General features: G+C 61.0%; 14 protein-coding genes. 7 read left to right on the top strand and 7 right to left on the bottom strand.

Features of this window, described 5'->3' with window-relative positions:
• Positions 1-4 precede the first annotated feature (4 nt).
• From MFF34_RS11660 to MFF34_RS11640, 5 genes are read left to right on the top strand one after another with little or no spacing between them, the layout of a single operon-like run.
• Positions 5-3,376, top strand: coding sequence for a hypothetical protein (locus tag MFF34_RS11660; RefSeq protein ID WP_238213771.1), 3,372 nt, complete (start codon positions 5-7; stop codon positions 3,374-3,376).
• Positions 3,373-3,612 carry a hypothetical protein gene (locus tag MFF34_RS11655; protein ID WP_238213768.1) on the top strand — a complete coding sequence of 80 codons (240 nt, stop codon included), beginning with the start codon at positions 3,373-3,375 and terminating at the stop codon, positions 3,610-3,612. The genes MFF34_RS11660 and MFF34_RS11655 overlap by 4 nt, the downstream gene beginning before the upstream one ends.
• The gene (locus MFF34_RS11650) at positions 3,605-4,174 is read left to right on the top strand and encodes a hypothetical protein (RefSeq protein WP_238213766.1); all 570 of its coding nucleotides are present in this window, start codon (positions 3,605-3,607) and stop codon (positions 4,172-4,174) included. The genes MFF34_RS11655 and MFF34_RS11650 overlap by 8 nt, the downstream gene beginning before the upstream one ends.
• Entirely contained in the window at positions 4,167-5,132 is a 966-nt protein-coding gene (locus tag MFF34_RS11645) for a hypothetical protein (RefSeq protein WP_238213763.1), read from the top strand. The genes MFF34_RS11650 and MFF34_RS11645 overlap by 8 nt, the downstream gene beginning before the upstream one ends.
• Positions 5,133-5,135: 3 nt before the next feature.
• Entirely contained in the window at positions 5,136-5,441 is a 306-nt protein-coding gene (locus MFF34_RS11640; RefSeq protein WP_238213761.1) for a hypothetical protein, read from the top strand.
• A 146-nt stretch (positions 5,442-5,587) separates the two neighbouring features.
• On the opposite strand, the gene MFF34_RS11635 is transcribed toward MFF34_RS11640, so the two are convergent.
• The 7 genes from MFF34_RS11635 to MFF34_RS11605 all read right to left on the bottom strand — a co-directional run bounded on the left by MFF34_RS11635 (position 5,588) and on the right by MFF34_RS11605 (position 11,289).
• Positions 5,588-6,364 carry a hypothetical protein gene (locus tag MFF34_RS11635; protein ID WP_238213759.1) on the bottom strand — a complete coding sequence of 259 codons (777 nt, stop codon included), beginning with the start codon at positions 6,362-6,364 and terminating at the stop codon, positions 5,588-5,590.
• 68 nt (positions 6,365-6,432) lie between these two features.
• Entirely contained in the window at positions 6,433-7,029 is a 597-nt protein-coding gene (locus MFF34_RS11630; protein ID WP_238213757.1) for a HEPN domain-containing protein, read from the bottom strand.
• Between the two features lie 69 nt (positions 7,030-7,098).
• Entirely contained in the window at positions 7,099-7,332 is a 234-nt protein-coding gene (locus tag MFF34_RS11625) for a hypothetical protein (RefSeq protein ID WP_238213750.1), read from the bottom strand.
• A gap of 11 nt (positions 7,333-7,343) precedes the next feature.
• Positions 7,344-7,826: a hypothetical protein gene (locus MFF34_RS11620; protein ID WP_238213747.1), complete on the bottom strand. Its 483-nt coding sequence runs from the start codon at positions 7,824-7,826 to the stop codon at positions 7,344-7,346.
• Entirely contained in the window at positions 7,819-9,648 is a 1,830-nt protein-coding gene (locus MFF34_RS11615) for a primase-helicase family protein (RefSeq protein WP_238213744.1), read from the bottom strand. Before MFF34_RS11615 ends, MFF34_RS11620 begins: the two co-directional genes overlap by 8 nt.
• A 59-nt stretch (positions 9,649-9,707) precedes the next feature.
• Positions 9,708-10,034, bottom strand: a complete 327-nt coding sequence (locus tag MFF34_RS11610; protein WP_238213742.1) for a hypothetical protein — start codon at positions 10,032-10,034, stop codon at positions 9,708-9,710.
• A gap of 235 nt (positions 10,035-10,269) precedes the next feature.
• Positions 10,270-11,289, bottom strand: a complete 1,020-nt coding sequence (locus MFF34_RS11605) for a LacI family DNA-binding transcriptional regulator (protein WP_027593398.1) — start codon at positions 11,287-11,289, stop codon at positions 10,270-10,272.
• 207 nt (positions 11,290-11,496) lie between these two features.
• On the opposite strand from MFF34_RS11605, the gene MFF34_RS11600 reads away from it, so the two are divergent.
• Together MFF34_RS11600 and MFF34_RS11595 are read left to right on the top strand one after the other, a co-directional pair.
• Positions 11,497-12,036 carry a gluconokinase gene (locus tag MFF34_RS11600; RefSeq protein ID WP_099454273.1) on the top strand — a complete coding sequence of 180 codons (540 nt, stop codon included), beginning with the start codon at positions 11,497-11,499 and terminating at the stop codon, positions 12,034-12,036.
• 112 nt (positions 12,037-12,148) lie between these two features.
• A complete protein-coding gene (locus MFF34_RS11595; protein WP_238213741.1) occupies positions 12,149-13,501 on the top strand; it encodes a GntP family permease in 1,353 nt (450 codons plus the stop codon).
• The last annotated feature ends 82 nt before the right edge of the window (positions 13,502-13,583 follow it).

Raw genomic sequence — 13,583 nt, 5'->3', positions numbered from 1 at the left:
TGCGATGGCCTTTTCTGCCTTTGGGGACGAAATCCCTGACGACCCAACGCCACCTAGCCCTGTTGCGCGCCAACCGCAGACGGCGCCAGCGCAGGTAAGCGCCTTCGGTGATCCGCTGTCTGCGTTCGGGGATGCCTTCGACGATGCGCCGGCCCAACCTGTGCAATCGCCAGGTGTCATGGATCGCGTCGAATCCGCGATTGATAACAGCGTCGTCGGTGACTTCGGTCGCTCGGTTGCCCGTGGCGGTGTCGGTGTGGGTGATGCCGTCATGGGCATGGCTGGCATGTTGTCGGGTGGCCGCATCCCGCAAGCACTCGGTTACAACACGTCTGGCGTCCGTCAACACATGGACCAGGCCGACACGCCCGAACGCCAAGCCTCCCGCCAAGCGCTGGAAAAGGCGCAGGGCTTCGGCGGCACTCTCCAGGCGCTGGCTGACAATCCGGGCAACATTCCGCATCTGATCGCTGAGTCTGTGCCCAGCATGGTCGGTGGTGGCATGGCCGGCCGGGGCATCGCGCTCGGTGCCAGGGCACTGGGCATCGCGCCCGCAGCCGCTGGGGTTGTTGGCGCTGGCGCCGGTGAAGGTCTTGTCGCTGCAGGTCAGCAGGCCGAACAGACACGTCAGACAACCGGCACGCTTACCCCTGGCCAGTCCGGCCTTGCGCTGGCTTCTGGTGCTCTGACGGGCCTGCTCGGTGCTGCAGGCGCACGTATTGGTCGACGCCATGGCGTTGCCGACATCGACATGCAACTGGCCGGGCAGAATGGTGTGGACGTGGCCAAGGGCTTCGTTAACCGGGCGCTGACCGGGACCGGCATCGAGTCCTTGGAAGAACTCACCCAATCCGGCCAGCAACAGGTGCTGACCAACCTGGCTAATGACCGTCCGGCAATGGAAGGTGTCACCAAACAAATGACCCTTGGCGGTGTGGTTGGCGGGGCCATGGGCGGCGCTGCCGGCTTGCGGCGACCGAGCATGGACACCGTTATCCAGCAGCCCGCAGAACAAGCGCCAGCAGCCCCTGTTGCGGCACCGCAACCCGAGGCCATGGCAACCCCTGAACCAACACCACAGACATCGCCAGCTGTGCCCAAAACGCCGTTCGCCGGCTCTTCCAATGTGCGTCCGCTGTTCCAGTCGATGGGCATGGATCAGCAGCAGATGGACAACAGCCTGGCCCTGCTAGCTGACGATGAACCCGATATCGAAGCCGCACGCCGGGGCACCATCAGTTGGGAAGAAACTGGTCGCCTCGCTGCCCTCACGGGTACCACGGTGGCGAAACTGCGCAAACATCGCTTGGGCGTGGCATTCAACGCCGAAGAACAGGTCGCGGCAACCCGCCTGCTGAAAGACCAGACGGTCAAGACCCTGGACCTTAGCGCCAAGATCAGCAGCGGCAACGCTACAGAAATTGAACAGGCCAACTTCCTGCAAAGTCTCAACGACCTGCGCACCACACAGAAGGCCGTCATGGCCAGTCGTGCCGAAATTGGTCGGGCAATGTCCGCCATGCGCGCCGACCTGACCACGATGAAACAGGCCGGGCACATGCTGGATTCTGTCGGCGGTGCTCAAGGTGCCAAGGCCATTGCCGACGCCCTGACCAATGCCGCCCGTATCGGCGGTGTGGAAGCTGCAAACAAGCTGGCCCGTCAGGCTGGCAGCGATGGATTCTGGACCTTCTACAAATCCATGCTCTTATCGTCGCCTGATACGCACGTCGTAAACATGGTGTCGAACCTGGCCACCAGCCTGATGCAAGTTCCAACCCGTGCACTGGCCGGGGGCATCGGTGCCGCCAAACGCGCAGTTGGCCTCAACGGTGAAACCCGTATTGGCGAATCCGCCTACCAACTGGGCGGCATGCTCGAAGGCGCTATCAACGGTGCCCGTGGTGCTGTCAGTTCTTGGCGCACCGGTGAAGACGCGTTCGGCAACGAGAACAAGGCCGAGGTCTACCGCAACGACTACCCCGGCCAACAGGTGTGGGGCGTACCGCTGCGCCTGCTCCAGTCGGAAGACCAATTTTTCAAATACTTGAATGACGGCATGGCCCGCTATGCAGGTGCCTACCGCATGGCTGCCAATGAGCTGAAAGGCCAAGGCCCCGCAGCTGTGCACAAGCGCGTACAGGAAATCATCGCCAACCCGCCCGCCGAACTGGTCGAAGCTGGCGAGGACGCGGCGCTCTTTCACACCTTCAACAACCGGGCCGGGGAAATCACCCAGGCTGTGAACCGCCTGCGTCATGCAATGCCGTACGGCACTGGGAACGCCTTTATCCCGTTCCTCAAAACGCCCATGAACTTGGTGACCTACTCGGTCAAGCACAGCCCCGCCGCGCCGATCTTCAAGCAGGTTCGGCAAGACCTCAAAGCGGGCGGCCATGTGCAGGAAGAAGCACTGGCCCGTATGGGTATCGGTTCGCTGCTGATGTCCTTGGGTGTCCTCGGGGCCTTGAACGGCAATGTATCCGGTGGTGGCCCGGAAGACCCGGAAGAGCGCCGGGCGTGGCTCGCCGCAGGCAACCAGCCATACAGCCTTAAGATCAACGGGGAATGGCAGCAGTACAGCCGTATCGAGCCTATGGCCACCCTTGTCGGCATCGCCGCCGACGTGGCACACGGCTGGGAAACGCAGGAACTTGGCATGGCCAGCATGATGAAAGCCATGGGCCGCAATTTCATGTCGAAGACCTGGCTGCAGGGCCTGTCCGGTGTAATGCAAGCCATGACCGATCCCGACCGCTACGGCGGCAGCTGGGTCAATCGCACCGCTGCCACCCTTGTGCAGCCGGCCACATTGCTTTCCCACGTCGGCCGCTACATGGATCCATATCAGCGCGAAACCGACCGCGACAGTTTTACTGACCAGCTCAAGTTCCGCTTGCCTGGACTGCGCGAGTCCCTGCCCATCAAGCGCGACCAGTTTGGCGCCGCGCTGCTGGAACCACAACGGCAGATCGGTCGAGCTGGCCCCATCCTATCCGCTGTGCCAAGCGACGATCCCGTACGCCTGGAAGCTGGCCGCCTTGGTTGGGCACCGCTAGGTATGCGCGGCACCTTCACCCTGAAATCGACCACGCCCGGTCAACGCAGCGAGAAGGTTGAGCTGACCACAGAGCAGCTGAACGAACTGAACGAACTGGCCGGCAGCCGGATGCACGCTGATGCCACTGTGCTGATGCGTTCGAAGGCGTGGCAGGCCATGGACGATGACGAACGCACCGCAGCCCTCGACAAGATCATGTCTGCTGCACGTCGCAGCGCCAAGCAGGCATTCACCCCCTACCTGCGCAACGGCAGTCGGGGATTGATCAACCTCCATCGCCAGCAGACGGCCGCCATGGCCCGGAGCAAGAAATGAATACACTCGAACAGGCGCAAGCAGCTGTGCAAGCTGCTCGCAAACAGGTTGTCGAGCTGGAGAACGCCCAGGCCTACGTGACCGACGCCTTGCCCAAGGCCCGGCAGGAACTTGAAGCCGCCGTCGCAGCGGAACGCCGGTTGACCCAGGCAGACGGCACCGCCGCCGACAACCAACGTCAAGCAGAAATCGACCGGCTCACCGCAGCCCTCAAAGAGGCCCGCCATCATGCGTGATACTGAACTCGACACCCTGCGCAAGGACGCAGCCTTGCACAACTTGGACACCGGCCGCGCCCGCATCAGCGAAGTTATCGAAGATGAGTTCCAAGGATACGTTGTCAACTTCCCAGCGCCGGTAGTTGCCCTTGGTCCGTGGAGTGAAGGTGTGCCAACTGGCACAGTTCGCTGCCGTACCGCCGACCACGCTGAGGAACTGATGCTGGCCGGCATGTTGCGACTGGTCGTTGCCGAACGCCGCCGCGTTCGCCTCGGCGCCGTGTGCGGTTGGTCCAGCGACCGAATCGCTCGCTGCCCATTGAGCGACGATGAAATTGCTGCCTACAAAGCCCGCATCAGCCACGCCGCGAAGGTGGCCCAACTGCAGGAAGATCTGGCCGAGGCCCTGCAGGCGCAAGCCGCCCGCGAAGCTGCCGAGCGTGGTGCCGATCAACTGGCCCACCGCTACGGCCTGTCCGCTGCAGCTGTGCAGTCCACCAGCGAACACCCCACCTTGTCCGGCAAGCCGGCGAAACGTCCACGCGCATCGCGCAAAACCGAGGTGAACAACCATGAGTGATTTTGAAACCGAAGACGCTTTCGACCTTGGCGCCAAAGTCGCAGAGCTGACAGACAGCGTAGGCGTGTTGGACGATGCCAGCCCCGACACCGCTGTGCCGAACGCGCTCGCTGATGAAGTGGAAGACTACGCCGAGCACGCCCAACGCCGTGACGAACACCTGGCCGAGCAGCCAGGCGACGACGTGGACGAAGGCGAACAGGTCGAGCAGCAGCCACAAGGCAAGCGCCAACAGCATGTGCCCCTCGGTGCCCTGCAGGAAGAACGCCAGCGCCGCCAGGCAGCCCAGGCCGAGGCTGAGCAACTGCGCCAGCAGATCGCTCAATTCCAGGCGCAGCAACAGGCCTGGCAAGCCCAGCAACAGCAGCTCGCTGCACAGCAGGCCGAAGCGGAAATACCGGCGTTTGTAGACGACCCCGAAGCTCACGTCAACGCCCGACTCCAGCAGATTGAACAGGCCCAGCAGCAGGAACAAGCCCGCCGTCAGTATGAAGCCGGTGTGCAGCAGGTCGATTACGAGGTCGCCCAAATCGGGCAACACATGCAAGGCGTAGAAGCTGAATTCCGGGCGCAGCACAGCGACTACGACGCGGCCACCGCATTCATCACCCAAGAGCTAGATGCGCGTATTGCCCAGCAGCACCCCGGCGCCACCCCCTACCAACTCGCGCAGTGCCGAAAGATAGCGGTGGCCACGTTCTACAGGGATACGGTCGCCAGCGGTCAGAACTTCGCACAACTGGTGTACGACAAGGCCCGCGAACTCGGCTTTCAAACCCAAGCGCGTACCCCACGGAAGGCAGCGCCCACCAGCTTGAGCACATTGCCGGCCAGTGGGCGTGCGCCTGACCAACGTGGCGCACTGTCTGCTAGCCAAGTATCGCAAATGAGCGCTGAGCAGTTCGACGCGTTCTGGCGCGAAATGGAAGCCAACTCTGTGCAACAGCCCTGGGGGTGATACATGGCAGATGATCCGATTGTAATCAGCACACGACGTACCCGCGAAGATCGCATTTTGCAAGGCCTCGCGGCCATGCAGCACGATATTGAGCTGGGTAGGGACGAGGCGCTCAAGCGCCAACGCCGGGCCGTCCTACGTGGTATGCGCGCCGGCGTTTGGGCGGATGGCAGGGGGCTGACCACTGACGAAGTGTTGCAGGGGCTGAGGGCCGAGCTGTTCGGCTGGCCACTCAAGATGCTACCGGCACACGACGATGACGAATCTGTGCCGATGGGCACAACAACTGAGGTGATTGAAAATGGCTGACAAACGACCCGGCGTAAGCCGTAAGAAACAGGGAGACTCGACGTTCTTCCCGCAACAACACCCCCTCACCGTCAAGCGCAAGCCTTCGGGTGGCAAGCGCGGTCGGGGGAAGTGAGGGCTTCAAGCACAGGTGGGCAGGGATGCCCTCACCGGTATACCTTCATAAAACTTACTCTATCCCTGTCGACACTGTATTTGAAGAACTCTGCTCGTCTACCGCCTACCGCATCGGTGTACTCCAACCTGCAATCACCTGCCGCCTTACCTTCTACGAGTGAGAATTCAAGGTCGTCTCTAGACGTGGAGTCCTTGAGGAAGTCACCCAACTCTTTTCGCTCTAAGTCATTGATTGGTGGCTCAAAAATAAGAGCTGCACCAACCGCGATATTTCCACCATTTTGCACCTCTATAACATTCCGGGCGTAGCGGTCATCTACGATTATCACTCGGGGGGAAGTTTCCAATGAAAAGATCGCCGTAAGTAGACGCTCCCGCTCAAGCGTGAGAACCTCGGTCTGACGGTGAGCAGCTCGCGCCATTATGGACTGCTGTTGAAGTGACTCTTTCAGCTCTTCACCCTGCTGCAGGAAGCCCAGGACCAACCATAAGAACCCCACAGGGCCGAAGGCACCAGCAAGGAAGTCACCTACTTCGTTGAGGGGCATATCACCAAGGGTTCCAATGCGATCCCCCGTCAAGGCAGCAATTCCGACTAGGTAGATCAGTGTGGCAGCCCCGCCAAGCTCCACCATGTGCTGGCGCAGGTGCCATTCTGGTTCGCTGCGTTTCTTGACTATGCGAACTGCTAACCCCGCAACTGTGATGATTGCGAACAGCAGCACAATAGCTATTGGCCAATGCACCCAACCGTCATCCGGTGGCGCGCTCCAGAACACGCCGTTGACTGGTTCCCACAAGTCCATTGCAACCCCTTCGCTATATTCATGGCACATGGCCAGCGATGATAGCGGCGTCGATGGGTGAAGGGAAACTAGAACCCGTGTTCAAACTTGTCGGCGTACTCACACCACAGCGCGTCGAATTTTTCCCAGTCCGTCGCGCCGCTTCGTTCTACAAATCGAATTTCTTTGCCTGGCACAGCTTTTTCCATAACGTTGCGAGCAAGCTTCCAATAATCCCTTATCAATTGGTCGTTGGCTTTCTTGGGTATCGGATAGCGCCCCGCCCACCAGATCGACGCCTCATAAAACGACAGCAGTCGCTTTTGATGTTGGTTTCTTTTCACTCCGACAAGGTCTGCAAGGTCGTTGAGTTTGTGGACCTCGGGCGGGGTTTCGCCTCGACTGACAAGCACCGCTTTCATGATGACCTCAAGAGCTTGACCACAAAGCATGTGGTACACCGGGTAACAGGCAACTCCCATGCTGTACCCGAACCCCATACCTAGACTTTCTGCCACACACCGGTCGTTTTCAGAGCGCATCGCATACCAGACTGCACCGGCTGCGGCACGTAGGTCGCGGGCACGGTTGTACCAATGGTTACGGTGGTTGCGTTCCTCGGTGAGCGTAGGGCGGCTAGCCACATACTCAAGATATTCTTGGTACTCTTTTTCGTCGAAGTCCACGACAGTTCCTTCGTCTTGTCATCGGTGGGCCACAGAGAATAACCCACCGATGACCCCTTGTGCCCCAGCTTAATGGAGCTTCGCCTTGGCTTCACGGGCGGCGTTCACCAGCATGCCCAGGATGATTGCACATGGTGTGATGGTCATGGCAGCGAGCGTGGCATCCAATTGGATCGCAGCGACATCCTTCGCGCCGAACCAACTGGCCGTCGACCAGGCGAAGTACGACCACCAAAGCGTCGAACACACTGTGCCAACGATCACGATGCCGATATTCAGGAAGATACGTTTGATGGTTTCCATGATGGCGCACCTCACTCGTTCTCTACGTTGAACTGGTCCAGATCAATGTCTTGGTACTGCCCCTGCTCGGGTGTCACGTCGCGCTCAATAAAGGCGGCGGCCTTACCCTGCTGCTCCAGTGCAAAATTACTGGTGGACATCGCCGCCAAGGCTTCCAGCATGTTCTGTGCAGCGGCCTCCCGCTGTTTCGGATCACTATCCGATTCGGCTTCACGCACCTTGCCGATACCTCGATCCATGATATCCAGGCGCAACTGTCGGGCCAGCTTGGGGTCAGTCGCCGGGTCTAGCGCGGCCGCAATGTGCCGCTGGAGCATGATCTGCGCGTACTCGATGGCCTCCAGCTCTGCTGCATGCCGGGCCTGACGCACAGCGGCGCGATGCTTGGCCAGTTCTTCATTGGGTCCCGCCGGTTTGATGGGCTTGCCGAATCTGTCGAACAACGCCACGGTGGGTAGCGGCAGCACCGGCATGGCGGAAAGGGTGTTAGTCATGGCTGGCCACCTCGGGCTGGTTTTGGACTGGGAACATACGGCTACCATCGGCAATATGGGCGCCGCGTTGCTCTGGCGTTGCGAGACTCCATTGCCTTGCATTTCGGATCAGGTACACACGAACGTTAGGCGTAGAGCCGTCCTCACGCCGTCGAATCCGCAGTTGCTCCGGCTCGCCGCAGATGGCCTTGAGTACCTTGCCGAGGCTGGTCCTGTTCGCTGCCTTGCTCAGTGTCGGGTACAGCTCATTCAGCTGGATCACCGCCGAATCAACAGCGATCAGGTCACGATCGAATGGTGGCCGGAAGTCCTCCACCAGTTCTTTGACCAGTTCATGGAGTCCGCCCTGTGCAGCATCCTGCAACGTTCTGGTGGCATCGGTTTGTGGCACAGGTGCGTGCGGATTCCAGTCAGCGGGAAACGTCCACCGTGCCAGCACACCTGCTACCAGCGACGGGCCAGGCCCCTCCATCCACGCATGAAGTTTGACGTAGTAGTCAGCGGGCTTGGGCTGGGCATTGCACATGAACGCAGCCACGCGGCGGTCACCCTGCATCAGGGGCAGTGCGTCGAGGTTGTTCGTTGTCACCACGAAGTGCGTGATGTTCTTGATGTCCTTGGCCGCTCGGCCTTTGCCCTCGAAGCTGGTATCTTCCTCGGAAATCATGTTCTTGAAGTGCTCGTACCCGTCAGCCTTCTCGGACCGCGCCACTTCATTGATGACCAGTACCCGCTTGTGCTCGGTCACATCGTCGAAACTTTTGGTCAGCGCCCGACCGCTACAGTTACCGACCATTGAGTGCCCGAACACTGCAGCCAGCAGTTTGTAGAGCATGGACTTGCCGACGCCGCCGAACTTGGAGTACATCAGGATGGCGCTTGGGATTTTGATTTCAGGCGTCTGGTACAGCTGTGCCATCCAGTTCAGGAAGAAGCTGACCACCACTTCGTCACCGTCAGCGATGTACATGAGGTGTTCCAGCAGTGGTGCAACGTCCCCACATGTTGCATTCATGTCCGGCGCGGCCATGGTCAGCTTGCGTATGTGCCACAGGTTTAGGACTTCGGGTCGGCGTTCGGCGTCCTGGCATGCTGTCAAGCTAGTTGGCTCCATGACGATGCTGGAAACGACGCGCTTGTGAGGGAATTCCCCCTCCCACCAGATTTTGCCGAGCGACATCCGCTGTTCTTTGGCCTCAGGATCTAGTGGGGTGATGTACCCGTAGCGCTTCCTGACCAATTGCGCGAACCCCTTGTCCCCGTGCTCGATGCCGGTTGCGCGCTCATAGGCATAGGACACTCGACCGGAAGTAACGAACACGAAGTCCCGCGATACATCTTCCAGCAGGGCATAGGAATCAGGTGTAAGGCCACTGGCCTTGGCGTGCGCTTCCCGCTGCTCAGGCGGCAACGCCTTGAAGTCATCCTGTGCATGTACCATGGACTCAAGCAACGCTCGCTCGCCCGGCGTCGAAGGTCGGATAGCACCGGGGGCCAGAAGGATGCCGCCGTCAGCACCAGACTCCTGTGCGGGCCTGCTGAACCCGGATTTCACTTCCTGCAACTCGCCTACATCGGTCGGCATGGCAAACTCCGGGCGGTTGACCGATGGCAGGTCTGGCAGCACGGTGCTGCTCGATACGCTGACCCCTTCTTCGCCGGGCACAGTTGCTTGAACGGCTGCTTTTTTGGCGGCGGGTTTGGCCCCCCTGGATTTCTTGGCGGCTTCGGCCTTTTGGGCCTCCCCCGCAGCGACTGCCTTGGCCCAAAATCCCTTGTCGATGCCACTTGCCCCGGCGTCACCGTTAGATATACTGGTCATATATACATGCTCCCTATTGAACCCTGGCTTGGCTCGAACCCTCGCCGGGGTTTTCTTTGTCAGGCTGGCTGGTCTTCGGCGCTTTTCTTGGGAGTGGCGCCGTAGTTCTTCGGCGCCTTGAGGCGCGGCTGCGACGACAGCCCTTCAAGGAACGCTTGCACATCAGCTGTCAGCCAAACGACATGCATCGGCTTGCCGTGAGAGCGCAGACCGCCCAGGGCGACGGGACGCGGGAAGTAGTCGCGGTCCATCCAACCGTTGAGGATGTAGTCAGTGATTCTGACCGGTGCGAGCGCCTGCCGAAGCTTGAAGAGCACCTCATCACGGGTCATAACCAAGCTGGGTTCGCGGTCGGGGTTGATGTTTACTTTGCGGGCGGCGGGCATGATGTCGACCTCTCTACCTTGGGATACCTAGTGGGATATTCCTTGAGCGGCCAACCTTGAAAACACTGTTCTAGAGCGTCATGTGCTTTCCAGCCGCATTTGCGATGGAAATCGAACATGACGCCGGGCTCCTTTATGCGCGGGGTGTCCTGAGCATAGATGGGCAACTGCGCCGTGCAAGCACATTGCTATCACTTTGTAATTAACACCCCAAGCGCTACTCAGGCACCGCGTGTCACGAGCTTTCGCGCACCATCAACTCGAAACCAAGGTCTTGCTGCTCGGTGGCCACCCGCTTGCCGTCAAGCAACGCCAGCAGGGCCTGCGCGGCGCCCCGACCAACGGCAGCCCGCGGCGTGCGAATCGAGGTCAGCCGCGGGACCATGTGCGCAGAAGCGGGCAAGTCGTTGAAGCCGACCATCGCCACCTCGCGGGGTACTTCCACGCCCTGGCGCAGTGCCTGCAGGACCGCACCCTGGGCCAGGTCGTCGTTGCAGAAGAAGATACCGTCGACATCCGGCGCCTGTTGCATCAACTGGCTGAACAACGCACTGCCCAGCGCGATCGAGGAAGGCTCCGGGGCAAGGATTTCCAGCTCCGTCGACTGCAGCCCTGCCTCGGCGAGGGCCTGGCGGAAGCCCTCGGCACGCTGCATTACCCGTGGGTCGAGCTGCGCGGCGATGAACGCCAGCCGGCGCCGCCCACGCTCGATCAAGTGCCTGGCCGCAGCGCGCCCGGCCTGTTGCTGCGAGAAGCCCACCGACAACGCACCCGCCTCGCCGCCCAGCTCCATCATGTGCACGCAGGGCACGCCACTGGCCGCCAGCATCTGCCGAGCGGCGTCACTGCGCTCGAAACCGGTCAGCAGCATGCCGCAAGGCTGGTAGGCCAAGTAGTTGCGGATCAGGTTTTCTTCTTCGGCAATGTCGTAGTGATAGTTACCGATCAACACCTCGAGCCCTCGCGGGCGCATCACCTCGTGTATGGCTTCGAGGGTGTCGATGAACAACTGGTTGGACAACGACGGGATCAATACCACCACCGACTGGCTGCGCGCCGAAGCCAGTGCGCGGGCTGCCGGGTTGGCGACATAGCCCAGGCTGGCCGCAGCAGCGGCAACCTTTTCCACCAGCGCCGGGGCAACCGTGCTGACGCCGCGCAAAGCGCGGGATGCGGTGATCGGGGAAACCCCGGAAAGCCTGGCGACTTCTGCCAGGGTAGGACGACCGGTGGTGCGAGAGCCTGTGCGGGACATGGATGTTGTAATTTTACTACTTGCCAAGGGAGGGGAACGGCCACTAAGGTAGCGCTGTCTCAGGACGCAGGCAATGTAATCTTTGGTAGCGGTTCCACGTGCACTGTGCCAAGCGTCCATACTGCGTAAGGACAAGACCAATAACACCGGGGAGGTGGCTGTTCGTCAACGACGAGACAGCGCTATCTCACCCCGCAGGAGGTACTGATGAATTCTCCCCTGTCCGCCATTGTGGTGATGGGCGTAGCTGGCTGCGGCAAAAGCTGCGTCGGCGCTGCCATTGCCGCCAGAAGCGGCGGCCGCCTGATCGAAGGCGACGCTTTCCACCCTGCCGAAAACATCCGCAAGATGAGCGCTGGCATCCCCCTGGACGATAACGACCGAGCCGGCTGGCTGGTGCGCCTGGGCCAGGAGCTGCAAGCCACAGTGCAGTCGGGCGAACGCCCGATCCTGACCTGCTCGGCACTCAAGCGCCGTTACCGCGAAACGTTGCGCGCGTCCATGCCGGGCCTCGCGTTCGTGTTCCTTGAGCTGACCCCTGCCGAAGCCGAAAAGCGGGTCTTGGCGCGCCCTGGGCATTTCATGCCGGCGAGCCTCATCGACAGCCAGTTCGCGGCCCTCGAATCGCCGCGTGGCGAGCCACGAACCTTGCCGCTGGACGCCACCCAGGCCATCGACGCCTTGGCCGAGACGGTAGACACCTGGCTAAAGCCTTGCGGTGAGCGGGACCTGGCGCAAACCGCCTGAACCTGGCGGTTTATCCGGCTCACCCAAGACAGCGCTGTCTCGACCAATGAAAGCGCCTGAAAGTTCCATAACGTTACGCCCAAAACAACGATAAGACCGAGGCATTAAAACCATGTTCGGACTGGCTACTGATACCTTCCTGCTGCTCGACGCACTGGTCACCATCGTCGGGCTGATCCTGCTGATCACCCATTTCAAAGTGCACCCCTTCGTCGCCCTCACCCTCGCGGCCGGCTTCCTTGGCCTCACCTCCGGCATGCCGGTGGCCAAGGTGATGAAATCGTTCCAGGACGGTTTCGGCGGCGTGCTGGGCTTCGTCGGTATCGTCCTCGCGCTGGGCACCATGCTCGGCAAGCTGATGGCCGACTCCGGCGGCGCCGACCAGATCGCCCAGACCCTGATCCGCGCCTTCGGCAAGAAGAACGTGCACTGGGCCATGATGTTCGCCGCCTTCCTGGTTGGTATTCCGCTGTTCTTCGAGATCGGCTTCGTGTTGCTGATCCCGTTGGTGTTCATCGTCGCCCGGCGCTCCGGCGTTTCGCTGGTAAAAATCGGCATACCGCTGCTGGCCGGCCTGTCCGTGGTTCACGGCCTGGTGCCGCCGCACCCGGGGCCGTTGCTGGCGATCGGCATCTTCCATGCCGACATCGGCAAGACCATCTTCTACGGCCTGATCGTCGCGCTGCCCACCGCGATCATTGCCGGCCCGCTGTTCGGTAACTTCATTTCACGCTACATCCCGGGCAACCCGTCCCAGGAGCTGATGGACCAAATCGCCAAGGAGTCCGACCAGGGCAACCTGCCGAGCTTCACCATCACCTTGGTCACGGTACTGCTGCCAGTGGCGTTGATGCTGCTCAAGACCTTCGCCGATGTGGTCCTGCCGGCCGAGCATATCGTGCGCCAATGGATGGACCTGATCGGCCACCCCATCACCGCCCTGCTCGCTGCGCTGCTGCTGGCCTTCTACACCTTCGGCGCGGCGCGAGGCTTCAACCGCCAGCAGATCATGAAGATGCTCGACCAGAGCCTGGCGCCCACCGCTGCCATCGTGCTAATCGTCGGTGCCGGTGGCGGCTTCAAGCAGATGCTGGTGGATACCGGTGTCGGCAACGTGATCGGGCAGATGGCCGTGCAGGCCGAAATCTCGCCGATCATGCTGGCCTGGCTGGTAGCGGCGGTGATCCGCATCGCCACGGGTTCGGCGACGGTAGCGACCATCACGGGCGCGGGCATCGTGGCACCGGTGATTGACCTGGTGCCGGGGGTCAACCGTGAGTTGCTGGTGCTGGCCACCGGCGCTGGCTCGCTGATCCTGTCACACGTCAACGATGCCGGGTTCTGGCTGGTGAAACAGTACTTCAACATGACCGTGGCCGAGACCTTCAAGACCTGGAGCATGATGGAGACCATCCTTTCGGTGGTCGGCATCATCTTCATCATGTTGCTGTCGACGGTGGTGTGACCGTTGATCGGGGTGGGGGCACCAGGCGCGGGCTTGATGGCCCAATCGAAATAGAAGCCTTGCCCCCATCCCGATGCAAAGG

Source organism: Pseudomonas sp. PAGU 2196 (assembly GCF_022179005.1).
In the GTDB taxonomy this organism is placed as follows: domain Bacteria; phylum Pseudomonadota; class Gammaproteobacteria; order Pseudomonadales; family Pseudomonadaceae; genus Aquipseudomonas; species Aquipseudomonas kermanshahensis.
The sequence above is the reverse complement of the archived record's forward strand: the minus strand, read 5'-3'. Positions and strand labels throughout refer to the sequence as shown.

Coding starts and splice junctions, on each gene's coding strand:
- MFF34_RS11605 (WP_027593398.1), bottom strand. CDS start 11,289: ATGTCCCGCACAGGCTCTCGCACCACCGGTCGTCCTACCCTGGCAGAA.
- MFF34_RS11635 (WP_238213759.1), bottom strand. CDS start 6,364: ATGGACTTGTGGGAACCAGTCAACGGCGTGTTCTGGAGCGCGCCACCG.
- MFF34_RS11600 (WP_099454273.1), top strand. CDS start 11,497: ATGAATTCTCCCCTGTCCGCCATTGTGGTGATGGGCGTAGCTGGCTGC.
- MFF34_RS11655 (WP_238213768.1), top strand. CDS start 3,373: ATGAATACACTCGAACAGGCGCAAGCAGCTGTGCAAGCTGCTCGCAAA.
- MFF34_RS11620 (WP_238213747.1), bottom strand. CDS start 7,826: ATGACTAACACCCTTTCCGCCATGCCGGTGCTGCCGCTACCCACCGTG.
- MFF34_RS11625 (WP_238213750.1), bottom strand. CDS start 7,332: ATGGAAACCATCAAACGTATCTTCCTGAATATCGGCATCGTGATCGTT.
- MFF34_RS11595 (WP_238213741.1), top strand. CDS start 12,149: ATGTTCGGACTGGCTACTGATACCTTCCTGCTGCTCGACGCACTGGTC.
- MFF34_RS11660 (WP_238213771.1), top strand. CDS start 5: ATGGCCTTTTCTGCCTTTGGGGACGAAATCCCTGACGACCCAACGCCA.
- MFF34_RS11645 (WP_238213763.1), top strand. CDS start 4,167: ATGAGTGATTTTGAAACCGAAGACGCTTTCGACCTTGGCGCCAAAGTC.
- MFF34_RS11615 (WP_238213744.1), bottom strand. CDS start 9,648: ATGACCAGTATATCTAACGGTGACGCCGGGGCAAGTGGCATCGACAAG.
- MFF34_RS11640 (WP_238213761.1), top strand. CDS start 5,136: ATGGCAGATGATCCGATTGTAATCAGCACACGACGTACCCGCGAAGAT.
- MFF34_RS11650 (WP_238213766.1), top strand. CDS start 3,605: ATGCGTGATACTGAACTCGACACCCTGCGCAAGGACGCAGCCTTGCAC.
- MFF34_RS11610 (WP_238213742.1), bottom strand. CDS start 10,034: ATGCCCGCCGCCCGCAAAGTAAACATCAACCCCGACCGCGAACCCAGC.